General features: G+C 68.7%; 13 protein-coding genes. 5 read left to right on the top strand and 8 right to left on the bottom strand.

Annotated elements, in window-relative coordinates:
- Positions 1-96: 96 nt before the first annotated feature.
- Positions 97-1,872, bottom strand: coding sequence for a phosphocholine-specific phospholipase C (locus tag AC07NX_RS02695; protein WP_494638880.1), 1,776 nt, complete (start codon positions 1,870-1,872; stop codon positions 97-99).
- A gap of 61 nt (positions 1,873-1,933) precedes the next feature.
- Positions 1,934-4,696: a TonB-dependent receptor gene (locus tag AC07NX_RS02690; protein ID WP_494638878.1), complete on the bottom strand. Its 2,763-nt coding sequence runs from the start codon at positions 4,694-4,696 to the stop codon at positions 1,934-1,936.
- Between the two features lie 223 nt (positions 4,697-4,919).
- Between AC07NX_RS02690 and AC07NX_RS02685 the strand changes: the two genes are divergently transcribed.
- Together AC07NX_RS02685 and AC07NX_RS02680 are read left to right on the top strand one after the other, a co-directional pair.
- Positions 4,920-5,705: a DeoR/GlpR family DNA-binding transcription regulator gene (locus tag AC07NX_RS02685; protein WP_494638876.1), complete on the top strand. Its 786-nt coding sequence runs from the start codon at positions 4,920-4,922 to the stop codon at positions 5,703-5,705.
- A gap of 350 nt (positions 5,706-6,055) precedes the next feature.
- Positions 6,056-7,816 (top strand): ATP-binding protein, encoded by a 1,761-nt coding sequence (locus AC07NX_RS02680; protein ID WP_494638874.1) that lies wholly within the window; start codon positions 6,056-6,058, stop codon positions 7,814-7,816.
- Positions 7,817-7,858: 42 nt separating this feature from the next.
- On the opposite strand, the gene AC07NX_RS02675 is transcribed toward AC07NX_RS02680, so the two are convergent.
- The 6 genes from AC07NX_RS02675 to AC07NX_RS02650 form a co-directional block, all read right to left on the bottom strand.
- Positions 7,859-8,407 (bottom strand): TadE/TadG family type IV pilus assembly protein, encoded by a 549-nt coding sequence (locus AC07NX_RS02675; RefSeq protein WP_494638872.1) that lies wholly within the window; start codon positions 8,405-8,407, stop codon positions 7,859-7,861.
- The gene (locus AC07NX_RS02670; protein WP_494638870.1) at positions 8,404-8,946 is read right to left on the bottom strand and encodes a TadE/TadG family type IV pilus assembly protein; all 543 of its coding nucleotides are present in this window, start codon (positions 8,944-8,946) and stop codon (positions 8,404-8,406) included. The genes AC07NX_RS02675 and AC07NX_RS02670 overlap by 4 nt, the downstream gene beginning before the upstream one ends.
- Positions 8,947-10,254 (bottom strand): TadE/TadG family type IV pilus assembly protein, encoded by a 1,308-nt coding sequence (locus AC07NX_RS02665; RefSeq protein ID WP_494638869.1) that lies wholly within the window; start codon positions 10,252-10,254, stop codon positions 8,947-8,949.
- A gap of 280 nt (positions 10,255-10,534) precedes the next feature.
- Positions 10,535-13,627 (bottom strand): efflux RND transporter permease subunit, encoded by a 3,093-nt coding sequence (locus AC07NX_RS02660; RefSeq protein ID WP_494638867.1) that lies wholly within the window; start codon positions 13,625-13,627, stop codon positions 10,535-10,537.
- Positions 13,624-14,715, bottom strand: coding sequence for an efflux RND transporter periplasmic adaptor subunit (locus AC07NX_RS02655; RefSeq protein WP_494638865.1), 1,092 nt, complete (start codon positions 14,713-14,715; stop codon positions 13,624-13,626). The genes AC07NX_RS02660 and AC07NX_RS02655 overlap by 4 nt, the downstream gene beginning before the upstream one ends.
- 77 nt (positions 14,716-14,792) lie before the next feature.
- Positions 14,793-15,416 carry a TetR/AcrR family transcriptional regulator gene (locus tag AC07NX_RS02650; protein ID WP_494638863.1) on the bottom strand — a complete coding sequence of 208 codons (624 nt, stop codon included), beginning with the start codon at positions 15,414-15,416 and terminating at the stop codon, positions 14,793-14,795.
- Positions 15,417-15,510: 94 nt separating this feature from the next.
- Here AC07NX_RS02650 and AC07NX_RS02645 point away from each other — a divergent pair, with 94 nt between their 5' ends.
- The 3 genes from AC07NX_RS02645 (at position 15,511) to AC07NX_RS02635 (ending at position 20,006) form a co-directional block, all read left to right on the top strand.
- Entirely contained in the window at positions 15,511-16,947 is a 1,437-nt protein-coding gene (locus tag AC07NX_RS02645) for an efflux transporter outer membrane subunit (RefSeq protein ID WP_494638861.1), read from the top strand.
- A gap of 337 nt (positions 16,948-17,284) precedes the next feature.
- Positions 17,285-19,066 (top strand): hypothetical protein, encoded by a 1,782-nt coding sequence (locus tag AC07NX_RS02640; RefSeq protein ID WP_494638859.1) that lies wholly within the window; start codon positions 17,285-17,287, stop codon positions 19,064-19,066.
- A 145-nt stretch (positions 19,067-19,211) separates the two neighbouring features.
- Positions 19,212-20,006 carry an alpha/beta hydrolase family protein gene (locus tag AC07NX_RS02635; RefSeq protein ID WP_494638857.1) on the top strand — a complete coding sequence of 265 codons (795 nt, stop codon included), beginning with the start codon at positions 19,212-19,214 and terminating at the stop codon, positions 20,004-20,006.
- Positions 20,007-20,308 lie beyond the last annotated feature (302 nt).

Genomic DNA, 20,308 nt, shown 5'->3' with positions numbered 1-20,308 from the left:
GCACTACGCGCCGCGCACTTTCGCCCCGCCGCAAGCCAAGCTTGTACCGCCCTGGCGCGGAAGGGAAGACCCTACCGGCGGTCGTGTACGCCGCTCTCAGGTGATCCCGATGGCGTTCGTGTCGCGGAACGCCCGGTAGAAGCCGCCCGGACCGTGGACGGTGAAGCCCTGGGCCTTGCCCGATCCGGGGATCGGCCAGGTTCCCGACAGGGTCTTGCCGGCCTCGACGGTGTAGTAGCGCGGGCCCGTGTCGTCGCCGTCGCGATAGACGATGAACACCGCCCCGGCCTGGCCCCGGTTGAGGAACCGAAGGGTCAGGGCGCCGGCCTTCCAGTGCGCCAGCACCTCCAGATCGTAGGGCAGGGGCCGGGCTGGCCGGACGCCGGGTTCCTGGCGCGGCATGGCCGGCGGCTGGGCGTAGGTCGCCTTGGGCAGGCGGCAGCTGGCGTCGGCGCGCGCCTTGTAGTCGCCGGTGTCGGGCAAACGCCGCAGCCAGCTCGTGTCGCGCCGCTCGGCCTCGGAGACCTCGAAGTCGAAGGCCGAGGTCAGGTCGCCGCACACCGCGCGCCGCCACGGGCCGATGTTGGGTTCCGCCACCCCGAACCGCCGCTCCAGGAAGCGCAGCACCGAGGTGTGGTCGAAGACCTGGGAATTGACCCAGCCGCCGCGCGTCCAGGGCGAGACGATCAGCATCGGCACCCGAAAGCCCAGGCCCAGCGGCTCGCCGTGATAGTCCTCGCCGCGCAGGTCGACCGTGCTGGCGCCCAGCTCGGGCCGGATGGCCGGGATCGGCGGGGGCACATGGTCGAAGAAGCCGTCGTTCTCGTCATAGTTCAGGATGAAGACGGTCTTCTTCCAGACCTCGGGATTGGCGCCCAGGGCCGCGACCAGGCGGGCGGTCAGGGTCTCGCCATAGGCCGGCGGCGCGTCGGGGTGCTCGCACAGCTTGAACGGCGCGACGATCCACGACACGGCCGGCAGGGCGTCGGCCGCCACGTCGGCGGCGAAGGTGTCGACCAGGTGCTGGCCCGTGGTCTCGGCGGCGTTCTCCTGCGTCGATCCCGCCACCCAGGCCCGGGCGCGCCGGTAGGCCACGGAACCGCGGTCGAGGTTGCGGTACATCGGGAAGTAGGCCAGCGGATTGTCGCTGTAGTTGTCGTACTCCTGGTAGACCTTCCAGCTGATCCCCGCCGCCTCCAGGCGCGCGGCGTAGGGCGTCCAGCCGTAGCCCGCGAAGGCCGGGTCGTCCTTGGCCATGTCGGCGCAGCCGTTGTCGTCGGAGCCTTCGTTGGAGACGGCCGAGACCGTGACCTGGCCGACGCTGAGGCCGTTGGTCCCCGAGAACAGGAACAGGCGGTTGGGTCCCGTCGGCCCGTGCACCGAGGCATGGTAGGCGTCGCAGATCGTGAAGGCGTCGGCCAGGGCGTAGTAGTAGGGGATGTCCTCGCGCGTCAGGTAACCCATGCTCATCGGGCCCTTCTCGGGCATCCAGACGTCGTAGTTCTTCCAGCGGTCGTGGCTGCCCTTCCAGCTGTGGTCCAGGCCCGACAGGCACTGAGCGGCGGTGGCGCCGGTGTTCAGCCGGAACGGCATGATCGTCTCGCCGCCGTCCTGGTCCAGCTGCTTCTGCATCCATACCGGATCGCCGTTCGGCTTGAGCGCCGGGTGCGGATCGTCGAAGCCGCGCACGCCGCGCAGGGCGCCGAAATAGTGGTCGAACGAGCGGTTCTCCTGCATCAGGATGACCACGTGCTCGACGTCCTGGATCGAACCCCGCCCGGGCGATGTCGCCCGGGCGGGGCCGCTGGCCACCGTCGCGCCCAGGGCCGCACCCGAAGCGGTCTTCATGAAACGGCGTCGGGTGAAGGGCATGGGGCGCTCCGGCTGGGCCGCTTCGCGAGGGGGAGCACGAAGCGGCCGGGCGAGGGAAGGATCAGAAGCTATAGGCCGCTGATATGAAGGCGTTGCGACCCGACGAGACCAGTTGCGGGATCGTCCCGCTGTCGCGGCCGACCGTCCGGTAGTAGCCGTAGTCGTTGAGCAGGTTCGAGGCCGACAGGGTCAGCTTCAGCCCGCTCCGGAACTGGTACGCCACGCTGGCGTCCAGGGTGCGGGTGGCGCGTTGCCACTCGTTGAGATCCGCCCCGCCATAGTCGCCGAACCGGTAGCTGACCAGGGTCGGCCCGCCGTAGCGATAGGACAGGGTCGCGGTCAGGCCGTCGCGATCGTAGAACAGCGAGGCGTTGTAGAGCAGGTCGGGTGAGCCCTGCATCCGCATGCCGCTGTCGGTGTCGGGGTCCTTCAGGTCGACCTTCGAGCGCTGCAGGGTCAGGTTGCCGCTGAGGCCCAGCCCGGCCAGCCGGCCCGGCAGTTCGGCGAACTGGCGCCGAGCGGACATCTCCAGGCCGTAGACGCGCGCGTCGCCGCCGTTCTCGGGCCGGCTGATCGACGAGATCCCCGTCTGGGCCACGGCCTGGGCGCGGTAGGTGTTGCCGCGGTCGTAGAGGTAGTTGGACAGGTCCTTCAGGAACAGGCCGACCATGACCTGGGTCCCGCCGGCGCCGGCGTGCTCGTACGACACGTCGTAATTGACCGCCGAGACCGCCTTCAGGTTCGGATTGCCCTCGGTGATGTCGATCGAGCCGTCGGGATTGAGCGAGGTGGTGCGGCCGCCGGCCAGCTGGAAGAAGGCCGGCCGCACGTAGCTGCGCCAGACCGAGGCCCGGACCACCGTCTCGGCGTCGGGACGGTAGTTGGCGTGCAGGCTGGGCAGCACGAAGTCGTACGTCGTCCGGTTGGAGGCGAAGGCCGAGGCGCCGGCGCTGTCGTCCGGATTGGTGACCTGGTTCCAGAAGGTGTCGCGGATGTCGGTGTGCTCGTAGCGCAGGCCCGGCTGCACCTCGACGACGCCGAGCTTGAGATTGGCCAGCACGTAGACGGAAGAGACCTTCTCCGTGCCCGACAGGCTGTTCTTGTTGAAGTCGTCGGCCGACAAGGTCTGGGTCCTGGCCAGGCCGGCCATCAGGTCGGTCAGGGCCGCGCCGTCGCCGATCGGCAGGGCGTAGGGATAGACGCCCTTGATCGTCTGGCCCAGCGTCCTGTCGATCAACGGGCTGTCGGCCAGGGTCGAGCCCGCCGGATAGGGATTGAGCCCGCTGTAGTCGCGCGAGCTGGTCTCCCGGCGGCTCTCGACATATTTTGCGCCGAACGCCACGTCGCTCAGCACGTCGCGGTCGAAGTCGTAGTGGAAGTCGACCTTGCCGCCGGTCTTGCGCTGCTCGCTATGGGAGCTGGTGAATTCGCCGCTGTCCTCGCCGACCAGGAACAGGCGGCTGTCGTTCAGCCGCGCCAGCTGGGCCGGCGTCAGCTGCGGTATGGGATAGCGGTCGCGATAGGTCACCGTGAACGGGCCGTTGAGGTCGTTGTCGGCGCTGGTCTGGTAGGTGATCTCGGCGTGGTCGGGAGCCGAGTTCTCGCCCCAGCTGTAGAAGACGTTGTAGTCCGCCGTCAGCTTGCCGAACCTCGACTGGCCGCCCAGCTGGAACGAGTCCAGCTCCGACACTTCCGGCGAGGTTTCGAACCAGTAGTGGTATTCGCCGTCGTCCTCGGCGTTCTGGTACAGGCCGTCGGGCCGCAGGACCCCGGCCGAATAGCCGTCGGCCTGGATGCTCTTCTGGTAGACCTCCTGGTCGATGGTCGAGCGGGCGAAGCTGCCGCGGGCGTACAGCGTGGTCCGTTCGCCTTCCCAGTCCAGCGAGGCAATGGCGCCGTAGCGCTTCTGCCGGCCGCGCGTGAACTGGGCGTTGAGGCTGGTCAGCAGCAGGTTGTCGCTCTTGTCCATGCCGGCTGGATTGGAGCCCTGTTCGCCCTCGGAAATGGCGTGCTCCCACTGGCCGGCCTGATAGTCCTGCATGGTCGAGGCGAAGTCGCGCTGGCCGTAGTAGGCGGTGGCGTACAGCCCGAACCGGCCGTCGGCGCCGAACCGGCGGGCCAGCTCCGCCTGGGTCAGGCCCGAACCGCCCTTGAGGCCGTAGCGCAGCGGCAACTGGGCCAGGCCGGCCTGGACGTAGATCCGCGTCATCGGTTCCTGGAAGTCCAGGCCGGTGGGCGTGCGGAAGTCGATCGTGCCGCCGATGGCGTCGCCGTCCATGTCGGCCGTCGAGGTCTTGGACACCACGATCCGGTCCAGGCCGACCGGCGGCAGCAGGCTCAGTTCGATCTGCCGGCTGTAGGGCATGCCCTGGGCGGCGTTGACGCCATTGAGCAAGTTGACGTTGTAGGCGCCGTTCAGGCCGCGCAGGCTGACGAAGGAGCCCTCGCCACGACCGGCGGCGTCGACGCCGTGGTGGTTGCCCTGCGACGGCGAGCCCATGTTGTCGGTGGGAGAGACCGAGACGCCAGGCAGGCGGGCCAGGGCGTCGACCACGTTCTGGTCGGGATTGCGCCGGATCTGGTCGGCCGACAGCACATTGGTCGCGCCGATCGCCTGGACCTGCTGGTCGGCCTCGGCCTTGCGCTTGCCGTTGACGACCACCGCCGAGACGTCGCCGCCGTCCAGGTCCGCCGCGTGGGCCACGGAGCCCAGGGTCGCCAGGAGCAGGGCGCCGGCGGCGCTTCCCGCCAGCCAGGCGCCGCGCGACCGCCGCGCGTGACCGGCGCTAGGGGCGTCGAGGCCGCTGAAGGTCGATCGGGTCATCATGTCACCAGCTCAGGCGCGGCCCCCCAGCGGGTCCGTCTGTCGGCGCCCTCCTTAGGGATCCCACGCGTCAGTTCTGCGACATTTCTGACCGAAAAGTGCGTAAACCTGGAAATATCAACATTTATCCCTCAAAAAATGTGATATTCCGCGCGGTTTTCGCAACAACCTTGACGAGTTGCTCGCAACTCGGTCATTTCTCCGTCAGTTTCAGAGGGCGACCATGACCAAGCGACGGGTTCGGCAACAGGCGATCATCGCCCGCGTCCAGGCGGCGGGCGCCTATGCGGTCCGCGACCTGGCCCATGAGCTCCAGGTTTCCGAGGAGACCATCCGCCGCGAGCTTAAGGTGCTGGAAGCCAGCGGCGCGATCTCCAAGGCCCATGGCGCGGTCAGCCTGCCGCTCGGCGTGACCGAGGGGCCCTTCGAGCTGCGGCTGCGGGAAAACGCCGAGGCCAAGCAGCGCATCGCCCGGACCGTCGCCGGCCTGGTTCCCGACGGCGGCATCGTCCACATCGACAGCGGCACGACCAGCTACTACGTCGCCAAGGCCCTGCGCCAGCACAGGTCCCTGACCGTGATCACCAACTCGGTGGCCGTGAGCGCCGAGCTGGGCGGACGCAACGACAACCGGGTCTTCCTGTCGGGCGGCGAGCTCGACTACCAGTACAAGGCCTTCTTCGACCATCGCAGCTGCGACTATCTCGCCCAGTTCACGCCCACCCTGGCGGTGCTGTCGGTGGGGGCGATCAGCCGCGACCAGGGCCTGATGGACTTCCATTCGGGCGAGGCCGCCGCCAACAGGATCGTCTATGGCAAGGCGCGCACGGTGATTCTGGCCGCCGACGCCAGCAAGTTCGACCGCTACGGACTGATCCGGACGGCCCAGCTGGTCGATGTCGACGTGCTGGTGACGGATCTGCCCCTGGCGCCGGAATACGAGGAAGCCTTCGCCCACGCGCGGATCGTGGTCGCCGGGGCGGATGCGCCGAGCCCGCGAGCCGGGTGATCCCGCCCGCTTGAAGCAGGGCTATCGGCCATGGATCTGCTCTGAAAGAACCTGTCATCCCGGACAAGCTCGGCGGAGCCGGGCGCCGATCCGGGACCGCCGCAGACGCCGCGTTCACGCCCCGGTCCCGGATCTTCGCGCTGCGCGCTCGTCCGGGATGACAGTCGTCTTGAGCATAGGCGATAACCCGCCCGCTTGAAGGGGTTGCGCGCGGCTGCTGGATCGCCGTGGGCGAGACGTCGAGCCCGCCGACGGGACGCGGCGATGTGGCGCCATGCCGCAGGGCCGTGCGATCCCGCGGAACGTCCCGCCAACGCCACGTAAAGGCTAACCTGGTCAGTCTGGCGGGCATGACGGCAGGCGCGTACAGACCCTACTCCCAGCAGGCGTTCGAGAAATACTATGCTCGAACCTATTCCGGTCACGTCGTCACGCGGATCGGCAGCATCGGCCTGGTCGCGGCCCTGCTGTTCGTCCTGAAGGTGGTCAGTCCCGGGATCGCCCTGGGCTGGATCGTGTCCTTCGCGCTGTGCGAAGCCTATTCCATGGCCTGGTGGCGCAGGGTCGTCCCGCGCCTGCCCGAGGCCACGCCCGAACAGATCCTGGCCTTTCGCAACCAGTTGATCGCGATTTCGGCGTTGCTGTCCGCGGTCGCCGCGGGGCCGCTGCTGCTGGCGCGGCCCACCAGCAGCGCGGGCGTGATCTCGATGGTCATCGTCAGCGCCGGCGTCCTGATGACCATCGCCGCCCAGCACACCCTGACGCGGGGGATGTTCTTCTGGACGGCCCCCGTTCCGGCGGCGGCCTTGCTCTACAGCATGAGCCGGCTGCAATCGGGCGCCGAAGCCTGGGTCCTGACGGCGCTTGGCCTGTGCTTCCTGGTCAACGCCCGCGGACTGCAGGTCGCCAACGCCAGCTCCTATGCCGAAGTCATCAATGGGCAGTCGAACGCCGAGCAGGCCAGCCAGGCCAAGAGCGCCTTTCTGGCCACGGTGTCCCACGAGATCCGCACGCCGCTGAATGGCGTGCTGGGCATGGCCCAGGCGATGGCGCGCGAACCGATGACGGCCGACCAGGCCGACCGCCTGAGGGTTCTGCGACAGTCCGGCGCGACCCTGCTGACCCTGCTGAACGACGTGCTGGACATGGCCAAGATCGAAGCGGGCAAGATCCAGCTCGAATCCCTCGACTTCGACCCGGAGACCGTGGCGCGGAGCGCTTGCGACGCCTTCGCGGGCATCGCCGGCGAAAAGGGGCTTGACCTGCATCTCGAGATGGAAGGCGAGGCCGTCCGCTATCGCGGCGACCCGACGCGGGTCCGGCAGATCCTCTACAACCTGATCGGCAACGCCCTGAAATTCACCGATCATGGCCATGTCGTGGTGCGGCTGGCGCACAGGCCGGCCGGTTTCGAACTGGTGGTCGAGGACACCGGCATCGGCTTTTCCGAACTGGCCAAGGCCAGCCTCTTCGAGCGGTTCGCCCAGGCCGACGCCACGACGACCCGACGCTTCGGGGGTTCGGGGCTTGGCCTGCCGATCGCGCGGGAACTGGTCCACCTGATGGGCGGCGACATCGTGGTCGACAGCCGGGTCGGGGAGGGTTCGGCCTTTCGGGTGGCGCTTCCCCTGCCGGCCGCCGGGCCCGCGGACGTTTCGGCGACCGCCACCACGGCGAGCGCGCGAGCCCCGCAGACCTCCGGGCCGCTCAGCATCCTGGTGGCCGAGGACAATCCGACCAATCAACTGGTTCTTCGAAGCCTGCTGGACGGCGCCGACGTCAGCCTGGAACTCGTCGAGGACGGTTGCCTGGCGCTCGAGGCCTGGCGTGGAGGAAGGTTCGACCTGATCCTGATGGACATCAACATGCCGATCATGGATGGCGTCAGCGCCACCCGGGCCATTCGCGCCGAGGAGCACGCCGAGGGGCGCGCGCGAACGCCGATCATCGCCTTGACCGCGAACGCCATGGCCCATCAGAAGCACGACTATCTGGCGGCCGGCCTCGACGCCCATGTCAGCAAGCCGATCGAGGTGGCCGCGCTGTTCGAGACCATCGCCGCCGTACTGGCCCCCGCGCTCGCCGACCCGTCGGAGGTCGCGGGCGCCTGACAAAGCTTGATGCGCGGGTGCGGGCGCGCGGTCGGCGTGGTCTCATTCCTTGTCGATGGCGTCGCCGATGCGGGGTCGTTGGACATAGACCCGTTGGAAGTCGTAGCCGCGCCCTATGACGGACATGGCCGACGAGAAGGGCGTGTCGAGATGATAGCGTGTTCGAACCACCACCATGTCCACGCCGCTCTCGAGCAAGGCCGAAGGGACGGGGGCCGGCGGCGTCGCGCCTTTCGCCGGGGCGAGGTCGTTCTTGGCCGAGCACCACTTGACCTTCTGGGTCGTGCCGGTGATCGTGATGACGCAGGCCTGGAGCTTGAGGCTGCCCGTATCGTAGGGCGCCAGGGTCGCCTGGGCGGCGGCGAAAATGTCGTTCATGTCGTCGGTGGAAAGGCTCTCGCTCTGGGCCATCAGGTCGGCGGCGACGACCGCGGCGTTGTTCAGTTTCCGGGCCGCGGTCAGGCCCTGGCCGATTTCCACCGTCCCCACATAGAGCAGCAGCAAGCTGGGCAGGATCAGCGCGAACTCGACCGCGGCGACGCCCGTCTGGTTCCGCCAGAAGGTCGCCGATCTGCGAACGATCCGGTTCAATTGAACGGCTCGTTGCGGAAGGCGGCGGTCGAGGCGATGATTGTTCTGCCGTCGGACAGCTTCGGCGTCGCATAGGCCAGGACGTTGAACATCGGGTCCCAGGGCAGATAGGCCTGAACGACCACGATGTCGCCCGCGTTGCCGAGATCATAGGCGCTGGTCGTGCTCAGCCTGCCGCCGACGATCGGCGTGCTCAGATCGGCGTCGGCGAACGCCGAGATCACGGAGACCCGGACATAGAGCTCCTTTTCGCAATAGAAGGCGCCAACCACGCCTGAACAGATGTTTTTCTTGAAGGTTTCGGCCGTCATGCCGGAAGTCTGGGCCTGTCCCGTCCTGATCAGGCGGCTGGCGGTGCGCACGGAAGCATCCAGGCCGGCCGCCGCGAAATACATGATGGCGGTGTCGAGGACGGCGGCGAGTATCCCCATGAACACGACGAACAGCATGGCGAACTCGACCGCCGTGGCTCCGCTGGTCGATCGTCGCCAGCGTTCAAGCAGACCGGGCGGCCGGGGATGTGGGGAAGACCTGCGCATCTATTGGATCAGGTGCACGGAGTTCATGTATTTCTTGAACAGCTTGTTCATGCCGTTCTTGATGGCGTCCTCCGACTCCGCGCCCATGTAGAGATCCTTCGACGAGGCGCAATCCTCGAGGGCGTAGGGCAGGTAGGCCTGCCGCGTGGTCGTGGGACTGACGCCTGATCTCAGGGTTCCCGTCCAGGAACCGGGCATGACGGAACCCAGGGTGCCGTTATAGCCCCAGTCCAGCGGCGCCGGCAGGTACTCGGTGTAGAGCACCGCCATGGTCACCTTGTTGTTCTTCACGTAGTTGCACCAGGCGGGATTGAGCGGCGTCACATTGTAGGAGGCCGCCGACATCGGATAGGAGAGGCAGACCGATCCCATCTTCTTCTTGCAGGTCCATGCGGAGGCGCCCACCCAGTTGCGTTGCGACTGAACGCCGTCGGTGACCAGCATCACGAACTTCAGGGGCTTGGCCGCGGTCTTGCCGTCGCCACTGGCCCCCACGAGCCCCGCCATGGCCTTGAGCGAAGTGTCGAAGGCCGTGCCGTCGGCGGAGGTCGTCGTGGTCAGGGCCGAGCGGACCGAGCTGGTGGAATAGGTCGGAGCCAGGACCTGGGTCGTCGTGGTGTTGAAGGCGTAGACGCCCACCTTGATGCGTTTATGGGTCGGATCGACGCTGTCGACGGACGTCACCATGGTCTTGGCGGCGTCCACCAGGACATCGGAGCGCAGGTTGATGTTCTTCGCCTTCGCGTAGAGATAGTTGTTGGCGTAGGCGACGTTGTTCACCGTCTGCGGATCACCCGTGTGGCAGGCGAACTCGCAGCCGATGTCCTTGCGCATGGTCGCCTGGCCGTCGGCGCTCGAAGCCAGCATCTGGGACGCGGACGTGTCGAGCAGCAGGTAGATGTTGATATAGGAGGTGCCGGGTCCGGCGACGGCGCTGCTCGCGCCGATCGGCAGGCTGTTGATCCCGACGACGCCCATGATCATCGTCGGGACCGACGCGGTGGCCTTGGCTTGAACGACATAGCTCGACTGGTCGATCGTGACATCGTCCAGGCTATAGGCGCTGCGGTTGGTCTGGGTGGCGAACCATGTACGGACCTTCGCCTTGACCGCGGCCGTGTCCCCGGTGTTGAGCGTCTTGACGGCGGCGAGCAGGGCCGCGTCGAGATCGCCCTGCATTCGGTCCTTGGCGTTATAGGCGAGGGTGAAGTCGAGCGCCGCGCCGATGGCGATGACCATCGGAATGATCAAAAGCGCGTAGGTGACGGCGACCGCGCCCCGCTGGTCGTTCGGCAGGCCGACGAGCAAGCGCCTCACCGCCGCCATGCGCCGACCGACATCCCGCGCCGCTTTTGAACCCCAGGACATCGCGCTCGCTGTTCCCCGCCTCGGCTCGTTGGCCGCGCGGACAGCGTTGTCATTAAATATTACAAATTGTTTACTTTATTGCCAAGTTGTCTCGGGAGCCGGTGGGGTGCGACAATCCGCCCTGATGAAGGGGCGATATTCGCCGCCGGCTCCGCGGCGGGCGAAGGTCAAGACCTTGCCCGCCGCCCGCGCCGGCCCGCCCCGCGATCGGGGGCGGCGATCAAGTGGCCAGCGGGTGCGGGTCGCTGGCCTGGGCGGTGTCGCGCCCAGGCTCCTTGATCCGGAACCACATCGCGTAGAGCGCCGGCAGGAAGACCAGGGTCAGGACGGTGCCGCCGATCGTGCCGCCGATCAGGGTGTAGGCCATGGATGACCAGAACACCGACCAGGTCAGCGGGATGAAGGCGAACACGGCCGCCAGGGCGGTCAGGATCACCGGCCTGGCCCTCTGCACCGTGGCCTCGACCACCGCATGGAAGGGATCAAGACCCTCGTCCTGGTTGATCTGGATCTGGCCGATCAGGATCAGGCTGTTGCGCATGATGATCCCGGCCAGGGCGATCAGCCCCAGGATGGCGTTGAACCCGAACGGCTGGTGGAAGACCAGCAGGGTCGGCGCGACCCCGACCAGGGCCAGCGGCGCGGTCAGCAGCACCATCCACATCGCCGACAGGGATCGGACCTGGAAGATGATCACCACCATCATCAGGATGAACATCAGCGGGAAGACCACGGCCAGGGCGGCGTTGGCCTTGCCGGCCTCCTCGATGGAGCCGCCCATTTCGATCCTGTAGCCGGTCGGCAGGGTCTTGATGATCGGCTGCAGGGACTTCTGGATCTGCGTCGAGACGTCCGGCGGCTGCAGGCGCTCGTCGATGTCGCCGCGCACGGTGATGGTGGTCAGGCGGTCGCGGCGGCGCAGGATCGGGTCCTCCATGCGGATCTCGGCCTTGCCGATCTGGTCGAGCGGGATGCGTTCACCCCCCGCGCCGACCAGGGTGAAGGCGCCGAGCCTGGACGGATCCAGACGTTCCTGTCCGCTGGTCCGGGCGACGACCTCGACCGAACGGATGTCCTCGCGCACCTGGGTGACCGGCACGCCCGTCAGCAGGAACTGAAGCTGCTGGGAGGCGTCGGCGGAGCTGAGGCCAAAGGCGCGAAGCCGGTCCTGGTCGAGCACGAAATGGACGGTCGGCGTGCGCTCGCCCCAGTCGGTGTTGACCTGGCGCATGCCGTCGTTGCGCAGCATCACGCCTTTCACCCGTTCGGCGATCTCGCGGACGCGGTCGGCGTCCGGGCCCATGACCCGGAAAGCCACCGGGAAGGGCGAGGGGGGGCCGAACACGATCTGGGTGGCGCGGATCTTCGCGCCCGGAACCGAGCCGCTGGCCGCGAACTGGCGCAGGCGCTTCTTGAGGGCGTCGCGCGCCTTCTCGTCCGGCGTCAGCACCACGATCTTGGCGAAGGACGGGTCGGGAAGCTCCGGCGAGATGGCCAGGAAGAACCGCGGCGCGCCCTGGCCGATGTAGCTGGTGAAGATCTTGGCCTCGGGCTGCTTGGCGAGCCACGCCTCGACCTTGGCGACGGCCTGGCTGGTCGAGCCGATGCTTTGGCCCTCGGGCATCTGCACCTCGATCAGCACCTCGGGCCGGTCCGACAGCGGGAAGAACTGCTGCTTGACGCCGCCCATCATCATGACGGCGATGACCATCGCCACGCCGACCCCAGCGGCCACCTTGAGGCGGTTCTTCACCGTCCAGACGACGAGCGAACGCAGTTGGCGATAGCGCGGGGTGTCGTAGATCGCCCCGTGGCCGCCCTCGATCGGCTTGATCTTGGGAATCATCAGAACGCCCAGATAGGGCGTGAAGATCACCGCCACGAACCACGAGGTGATCAGGGCGAAGGCCACGACCCAGAAGATGTTGCCGGCGTACTCGCCCGCCGTGGACTTGGCGAAGCCCACCGGCATCAGGCCGATGATGGTCACCAGGGTGCCGGCCAGCATTGGCGCGGCGGTATGGCCCCAGGCGTAGGTGGCCGCCGAGATCCGGTCCTTGCCCTCCTCCATCTTCACCACGATCGTCTCGATGATGATGATGGCGTCGTCGACCAGCAGGCCCAGCGACAGGATCAGCGCCCCCAGGGTGATGCGGTCGAAGTCGCGGCCGGTGACCAGCATGATCACGAAGACGCCGGCCAGGGTCAGCGGCACGGCCATGGCCACCACCACCCCGACCCGGAAGCCCAGGCTGATCAGGCTGACCACGATGACGACGGCCAGGGCCACGAAGAACTTCAGCATGAACTCGTCATAGGCCTCGACGATGTTCACCGACTGGTCGGTGATCTTCGTGAAGCTCATGCCCAGCGGCATCTCGGCCCCGATGGCCTTGGCCTCCTTCTCGAGGTTCTTGCCCAGCTCCAGGCCGTTGAAGCGGTCCTTCATCACCACGCCGAGCACGATCGCCGGCTCGCCGCCGTTGCGGATCAGGAAGGTCGCCGGGTCCTCGTAGCCGCGCTTGACCTCGGCGATGTCGGAGAGCTTGAGCGTGCGTCCGCCGACCACGATCGGCGTCTCCTTGATCTTCTCCAGGCCGTCGATCGCGCCGTCGAGGCGGATCTGGACCTGGGGGCCTTGCGTCTCGATCGAGCCGGCGGGGGTGACGAGGTTGCGGGCGTTGAGGGCCGAAAAGATGTCGGTGGGGCTGACGCCCAGCGTGGCCAGCCGCGCCTGCGAGAACTCCACGAAGATCTTCTGCGGCTGTTCGCCGATGATCTGGACCTTCTTGACGCCGGGCACGTGCAGCAGGCGCTGGCGCAGGGTCTCGGCCTGGCGGGCCAGTAGGCGTTGCGGCTCGCCCTTGGCCTTCAGCGCGTAGAGCGCGAAGGTGACGTCGCCATACTCGTCATTGACGAACGGACCCAGCACGCCGCGCGGCAGGTTGGGCGCCTCGTCGGCCATCTTCTTGCGGGTCTGGTAGAACTGCTCGGGGACTTCCTTGGCCGGAATCTGGTCCTTCAGGGTCAGGGTGGTGAAGGCCAGGCCCGGCCGGGTGAAGGTCTCGGAGCGGTCGTACCACTTCAGTTCCTGCATCCGCTTCTCGAGCGGCTCGGCGACCTGGTCCTGCATCTCCTGGGCGGTGGCGCCGGGCCAGGCGCTGACGATGGTCATCACCTTGATCGAGAAGCTGGGATCCTCGGCGCGCCCCAGCTTCATGAAGGCGAAGGCGCCGGCGAAGGTGATGGCGATGATCAGGAAGAGGGTGATCGACCGCTCGCGGACCGCCAGGGCGGAAAGGTTGAAGTTCATTGCGCCGCTCCGGTCTGGACGCGGACGCGCTGGCCCTGGTGCAGCAGGTGGGCGCCCAGGGCCACGAACCGCTCGCCGCCCTGCAGTCCGCCGGAAATCGTCGCGGTCTCGGCGCCGAGCGCGGCCACCCGCACCGCCCGCCACTGGACGGTGGAGGACTTCGGGTCGACGACCCAGACGCCCGGGCCCTTGCCGGCGTCCTGGATCGCGCCGATCGGCGCTTCGACGCCGCGCTGGCCGTCGGCACCAGCCGGGGCCGGCAGGGCCACGACCATGGTCGACCCCAGCGGCGCCTGGGCGGCCGCGCCGGCCAGGACATACTTGGCCTCATAGGTGCGCGTGCGAGGGTCGGCCGCGTCGGACAGCTGCCGCAGGCGCGCCTGGCCGGCCTGGGCGCCGTCGAAGGCGAAGGCCGTCGCGATGGAGCCCAGCGCCGGCCGGACGGTCTCGGGCAGGGTGATGGTCGCTTCCCGCGGGCCGGAATGGGCCAGGCGGACGACCGGCTGGCCGGCGGCCACCACCTGTCCGGTTTCAGCCAGGGTCTCGACGACGACGCCGTCGGAGTCGGCGGTCAGGACCGCATAGCCGGTCGTGTTGCGTGACACCCGGGCCTGGGCCTGCGCCGCTTCCAGCTGGGCTTGCGCGGCGTCGGCGGCGGCCTTGGCCTGATCGTAGGCGATCGCCGAGACCGCGCCGGCGGCGACGAGCCCGCGATAGCGCCGCTCGTCCGAGGCCGTCTGCAGGGCCCGCGCCCGCGCCGCCTCGACCAGCTCGTTCTGGGCCGACAGCGCCAGGGCGTAGTCGGTGGCGTCGATGCGCATCAGCGGCTGGCCGCGGCGCACCGTCTGGCCCGCGTCGACCAGGCGCGCGACCACCTTGCCGCCGACCCGGAAGCCCAGGTCGCTCTGGACCCGGGCGGTGACGACGCCGCTGAACCGGCGCTCGCCGTCGTTAGCGGGACTGGCTACGGCGACGCGCACCACCGGGGGCAGGGTGCGAGGGTCGTCGGCCTCGGATCTGTCGCCGCAGGCGGCGAGTGGCGTGAGGCCGGCCAGGAGCAGGGCGGCGGCGAGAGTTCGAGACGACATGGCTTAGGGTCCTGCCTTGACGGTAGGCCCTTAGGCTGGTGGCGAGTGACTAAATTGTCAACTGGTCACTTTGTCTTTTATGGGGCCAAGCTGCGCAGAACCAGGTTTATGGCCTTGGTCGGCGCTTCGGGCATGCCGTCGAGATTGTGCTTGAGCATCAGCGGGTTCATGAAGCTCTGCATCACCAGCATGATGGCTTCGCAGGTCTCGTCGATCGGCGTCTTGCGCTCGAACTCGCCGGTCTCGCGGCCGAGCAGGATGATCTCCTTGAGCAGGACCTCGGCGCGCTCGACATAGGCCACCGCCGAGGGCCAGTGCTCCTCGGCCGAATGGGCGGCGATGTCGTAGAGGAGCTTGTCCTCGAAAAAGAGTTCGGCGCTGGTGGATATTATCCCATTGAAAAAGCGCCGAAATTTCTCAGAAGCAGTCTTGCCGTCGGCGATGCCCGCCTCGCCCGCCGCAAGCACCTTGTCCAGACATTGCACGCAGATCGCCTGGCCGATCGCCTGCTTGGAATCGAAGAACTTGTAGATGTAGGCCTTGGAGAACCCGATCGCCTTGGCGAGGTCGGCCACGGTCGTCTTGCCATAGCCGAACCGGCTGAAATGCGCCCTGGCGGCGTCGACGATCTGGTCTCGCACACCGTGCTCGACGGGGCCCCGTTGGCCCGCTGTGGGGGGCGAAAGGTCAATTGTGCTCATGGGGGGACGCTACCACCGGACGCGTGGATTGACAAACGAGTGACGATATTGGAAATTGGTCACATCGAATTTGATCGTTCAAGCGGGTTGTTCCATGCGCTCTGCCTTCCTCCGGGTCCTTCCCGTCATGGCCGCTTCCGCGCTCGCGGCCGGGTGCGCGGTCGGTCCCGACTATGCGGCGCCGACCATCGCCGCGCCGCAAGCCTATATGGGCGCCGCCGCGGTCGAAGCACGCGCCGCCGCGCCCGTTTCGACCGATGCCTGGTGGCGCGGCTTCAACGATCCGGTGCTCGATCGTCTCGTCGATCGGGCCCTGGCGCAGAACCTTGACCTCGCTCAGGCGGCCGCGCGGGTCACCCAGGCGCGGGCGGGCGTGCGCGCGGCGACCGCGGCCCTGCTGCCGTCCGCCTCGATCCAGGCCAGCGCGGCCAAGGCTCACGCCTCGACCCAGACGCCCACGGGACGCCTGTTGGCCGCCACGCCGAACTTCGATCGCGACGGCGAACTCTACGAGGGCGACATCGTCGCCGGCTGGGAGCTGGACGTGTTCGGCGGCGCCCGTCGGGACCGCGAGGCGGCCATGGCGCGGTACAAGGCCGCGGAGGTTGGCGTCGCCGCCGCGCGGCTGGCGGTCGCCGCCCAGACCGCCGACACCTACATGCTGGTGCGCGGGCTGCAGGAGCGGCTCGCCGTGGCGCGCGGCCAGGTCGAAACCCAGACGCGGCTCGTCGAGACCGTCCGCCTGCAGCGTGAGCAGGGCGTCGCCGCCGAGCTGCAGCTGCAGCAGGCTCGCGGCGCGCTGGAACAGACGCGGGCCGGCATTCCGGTCCTCGAGGAAGGTCTGGAGGCGGCGCTCAACGCCATGGACGTCATCCAGGGCGCCCAGCCGGGAACCTATCGGGCCGAGCTGGCCGGGCCGGCGCCCGTTCCCACGGCGCCGGGCCTTGGAGAGGCCGGCGGGCCGGTCGAACTGTTGCGCCGCCGCCCCGACCTCGTGGTCGCCGAACACCGTCTGCGCGCCAGCAACGCCGAGGTCGGCTCGGCGATCTCCCAATATTTCCCGAAGTTCTCGCTGAGCGGCCTCGTCGGCACGGCCACCACCGACAGCGGCGGGCTCTTCCAGGGGGCAGCCAACCAGGCGCAAGGCGTACTTGGCCTGCGCTGGCGCCTGTTCGACTTCGGCCGGGTCGGCGCCGAGGTGGCCGCGGCCCGCGGGCAGAAGGCCGAGGCCCTGGCCGCCTATCAGCAGTCGGTGCTGAGGGCGACCGAGGACGTCGAGAACGCCTTCTCCAGCCTGGTCAAGCGCGAGAGCCAGGAGCGCACCCTGGCGGCCGGCGAGGCCTCGTTGGCCCAGGCCAGGACCGTTTCGCAAGCCGCCTATGACGGCGGCGTCGTCAGCCTGATCGAAGTGCTCGACGCCGACGCCCGCCTGCTGGCCGTGCGCGACGCCCGGGCCCAGGCCCGCACCGAGGCGGCCCGCGCGGCGATCCGGTCGTTCCAGGCGCTGGGCGGAGGATGGCGCGCGACCTAGGGTCCGGACTCTATTGGATCGTTGATTTTCAGTTGTCATCCCGGCCGAAGGTCCGCCTGGCGGACCGTAGGGCCGGGACCCAGGGGCGAGCGCCCAGGCGTCGACATGGGCCAGGCTCCTCACGCGCGACGGGGCGTCGACAACGCGCGGTCGGCCTCGCCGCTCCGTCTGTCCGCGAGGGGCCGGCTGCCGCCTTGCCCGAGATCGAGATCCCGGCGTCCTTGGCCCGCTGGCGGAGGGCTCGCAACCGCCTTGCGGTCCCGCCCGCGTCCAGGTCCAGATGGCGTGGCTGGACAAGGACCCCGAGGAATCGGGTCGGGCAGGAGGGAGAAAGACCATGCGCCGCCGCGTTTTCCTCGCCGGAACGGCCGCGGCCGCCGCCGCCGTTCCGGCATTCGCCGCGCCCCGGCCGCGCGCCCGCGACACCCAGACCCTGGCGCTCGTCACCGCCGCGGCGGACCGCCAGGCGGCGGCGATCCTGTCGCAGCCCGGCCTCGGAGGCGGGCGGACGGCCGCCCGCGCCACGCTTCGCCAGATGCGCCGCCTGGTGGCGCCGTTCATCTGGCCGGCCTCGACCCATTTTCACGACGACGCGCTGATCGCGCCGATCGAGGCGCTGCTGGCCAAGGTCGAAGGCGCCCAGCACGACGACGGCACCTTCCGCTCCGGGGGAAACCGCCACTCGCCGCCCGACGCCGCCTTCCTGGTCGAGGACATGTCGGTGATGGTCGGAGGCCTGCGGCAGGACGGGCGCCCCGAGAGCCAGGCCATCGCCGCGCGGCTCGTGGCGATGATGCGCAGGGCCGGACCGACCCTGGCGGCCGGAGGGATCCACACGCCCAACCACCGCTGGGAGCTTTCCGCGGCGCTGTCGAAGATCGATCGGATCGACCCCAACCCCGCCTATCGCGACCGCATCGACGCGTGGCTCGCGGAGGGCGTCGATATCGACGCGGACGGCTTCTATTCCGAGCGAAGCGCGATCTATGCGTCGGAGGTCAGCAATCCGTCGCTGCTGGCGCTCGCGCGCCTGCCTGGCCTGGCCGGGCTGCGCGATCTCGTCCGGCGCAATCTTGAAACCACGATCGCCCTGGCCGAGCCGTTCGGTGGCGGCGTGGAGACGATGCAATCGCGCCGGCAGGACCAGGACCAGCGCCAGCAGACCCTGCACCCCTACTACCTGCAATACCGCGAGATGGCGCTGCTCGACGGCGACAGCCGGTTCGCCGGCGTGGTCCGCTGGATCGAACGCCACGACAGCGGCCGGCTGGCCGACACGCTGGCCGACTTCATCGACACGCCCGATCTCGCCCGGCCGCTGCCGGCGGAAACCCAGCCCTTCGTCGATCTCAGGCGTCACTTCAAGACCGTGGGGCTGGTGCGCCAGCGACGGGGACCGATCACCGCCAGCCTGTACGCTGGCAGCGACTGGTACGCCGACGGCGCGCCTTCCGCGTTCTTCAACACGATCGGGTCGGGGCTGGCCGCCAACCCCACGCTGATGCGCCTGTGGAAGGGCGGCCTGGCGCTGGAAGCGGTCCGGCTGATCCCGGACTTCTTCAACATGGGTCACTTCCGGCCGTCGGGCGTCACGATGGAGCCCGACGGCGCCGTCCGCCTGGGCGGGGAACTGGCCGTGCCCTACTATCAGCCCATGCCGGCCGACCGGCGCCGGCCGGACGGCGCCTACGCCTTGAGCCCTTCGGTCGACGGGCGCTTCAACAGCGCGCTGGATTTCAGCCGCCGTCCCGCGACCTTCCGCCGGCTGGGCGTCCAGATCCTGGTCACCCCCGAACCCGACGGCTACCGCATGCTGTTCGAAAGCGCCGGGGAGGAGGAGGTCGACATGACCCTCGAGCTCACCCTGCGCGACGGCGGCGTCCTGGAGGGCGCCCGCGGACTCGACGACGGCGGCTTCCACCTGGTGGAAGGGCAGGCCAGCTATCGCCTGGGCGACGAGCGTCTCCTGATCGGGCCCGGCAACGGGGACGGTCCGGTGAAGGTGAGTTCCGGCGAGACCTACAGCTGGGCGGGCGGCCGCCTGCGGCTCCCCGGCCGGCAGCTCTACATCACCGGACGCACGCCGCTTCGCTATGAACTGCGGCTGAGGTTCGCCTGAGCCCAGGGGCGAGCGTCCGCTCCATCCCTGGGTGCGGCCGTCCGCCGCACCGCTTCCCTGATCGCTTTGCGATAGTCGTCGTGCCATGGTGACGCTAAGGGCGAAATTTTCGCTCCGGATCGAAACGGGTCGGGGGACTCCAGGAATGAAGACGCGGTATCTGATCGCCCTCACGGGCGTGCTGTCGTTCGGCTTGGCCCTGGCCTTCCCGACGGTGCAACGACGCGCCGCCGCGTCGCCTGTCTGGAGGCTGGCCGAAAGCGCCGCCGCCCTGCCCACCAAGACCGTCGCCCCGACCTTTACCCAGGCCGAACGGGTGATCGGCCGCAACTTCGGCAAGCGCGTCTATCTTTTCCATGGTCTCCCGGGCCTCGACGGCTATTGGCAGAGCCCGGATCGGCAGGCCTTGGTCGACGCCCTGCAGGAGGACGGGTCACAGATCGTCGTCGTCCGCCTGCCCCCGGCCCGGCAGGCCTTCTATGCCGACGGCGGCGCGACCTACTGCCAGGCGTTCCGGACCTGGTTCGCGGCCTTCGAGAAGGACATCTCGCAACGCTATGGTCCGGCCAAGGACTATTCGGTCGGGATCAGCTACGGCGGCTACCACGCCATGCTCGCCGCCCAGGACCCGGCCGTCGACGGCTGGATCGCGATCTCCCCGGTCACGGACCTTTCGCGCCTGGACGAGTTTCGCTGGCAGTCCAACGACCGCTGCCGGCCCAGCGCGCAGGTGATCGGCAAGAAGCCCGGCCTGATCGTCTACGGCGTCCACGACCGGCGCGTCCGCTCGGAGCTGGTCGCGGCGGCGGCCGCCCAGATCGAAGGCGGCGGCAACGACCGGTTCGACGCCTTCAGCTTCGACACCAAGGGCCACGGCCTCTCACCCGGGATGGTGGCGCGGGTCGAGGGCTGGTACGGCCTTCAGCCGCCGGTGACCTAGCCGTCGAAGCCATGAAGGTTCACCCGGGCAGGGGCCAGGGCGCCGGGCCGCGAAGCTCCGGCCTTGGTCGTAGGCCTTCTCCCGGAGGACTGTCCACAAGACGGCTCGGCTGACGCTCGTCGGTCTTCCCGCCCTCGGCCGCCGGACGCGCGCGGCGGGGGCGGCCGCGATTCCTCGCCGGTCCGGCGCGCCGGGATTCGATGGTCGGGACCGGGCCGGTCGCCGACGTTCCGCCTGACGCTGATTCCCTCGCGGCCGCCGCATTTCGTCACGATTCTGTCGGCGGCCTCAGTTTTGTCCGA

It is taken from the genome of Caulobacter sp. GW821-FHT09A05 (assembly GCF_059418465.1).
Note: the sequence above shows the minus strand (reverse complement) of the source record. Positions and strands in the feature narration are given on the sequence as shown.

What these genes read in the sequence shown, in the direction of transcription:
- AC07NX_RS02680 (WP_494638874.1), top strand. Translation starts at nt 6,056, where the DNA reads ATGACGGCAGGCGCGTACAGACCCTACTCCCAGCAGGCGTTCGAGAAA.
- AC07NX_RS02640 (WP_494638859.1), top strand. Translation starts at nt 17,285, where the DNA reads ATGCGCCGCCGCGTTTTCCTCGCCGGAACGGCCGCGGCCGCCGCCGCC.
- AC07NX_RS02670 (WP_494638870.1), bottom strand. Translation starts at nt 8,946, where the DNA reads ATGCGCAGGTCTTCCCCACATCCCCGGCCGCCCGGTCTGCTTGAACGC.
- AC07NX_RS02685 (WP_494638876.1), top strand. Translation starts at nt 4,920, where the DNA reads ATGACCAAGCGACGGGTTCGGCAACAGGCGATCATCGCCCGCGTCCAG.
- AC07NX_RS02655 (WP_494638865.1), bottom strand. Translation starts at nt 14,715, where the DNA reads ATGTCGTCTCGAACTCTCGCCGCCGCCCTGCTCCTGGCCGGCCTCACG.
- AC07NX_RS02650 (WP_494638863.1), bottom strand. Translation starts at nt 15,416, where the DNA reads ATGAGCACAATTGACCTTTCGCCCCCCACAGCGGGCCAACGGGGCCCC.
- AC07NX_RS02695 (WP_494638880.1), bottom strand. Translation starts at nt 1,872, where the DNA reads ATGCCCTTCACCCGACGCCGTTTCATGAAGACCGCTTCGGGTGCGGCC.
- AC07NX_RS02660 (WP_494638867.1), bottom strand. Translation starts at nt 13,627, where the DNA reads ATGAACTTCAACCTTTCCGCCCTGGCGGTCCGCGAGCGGTCGATCACC.
- AC07NX_RS02690 (WP_494638878.1), bottom strand. Translation starts at nt 4,696, where the DNA reads ATGACCCGATCGACCTTCAGCGGCCTCGACGCCCCTAGCGCCGGTCAC.
- AC07NX_RS02635 (WP_494638857.1), top strand. Translation starts at nt 19,212, where the DNA reads ATGAAGACGCGGTATCTGATCGCCCTCACGGGCGTGCTGTCGTTCGGC.
- AC07NX_RS02645 (WP_494638861.1), top strand. Translation starts at nt 15,511, where the DNA reads ATGCGCTCTGCCTTCCTCCGGGTCCTTCCCGTCATGGCCGCTTCCGCG.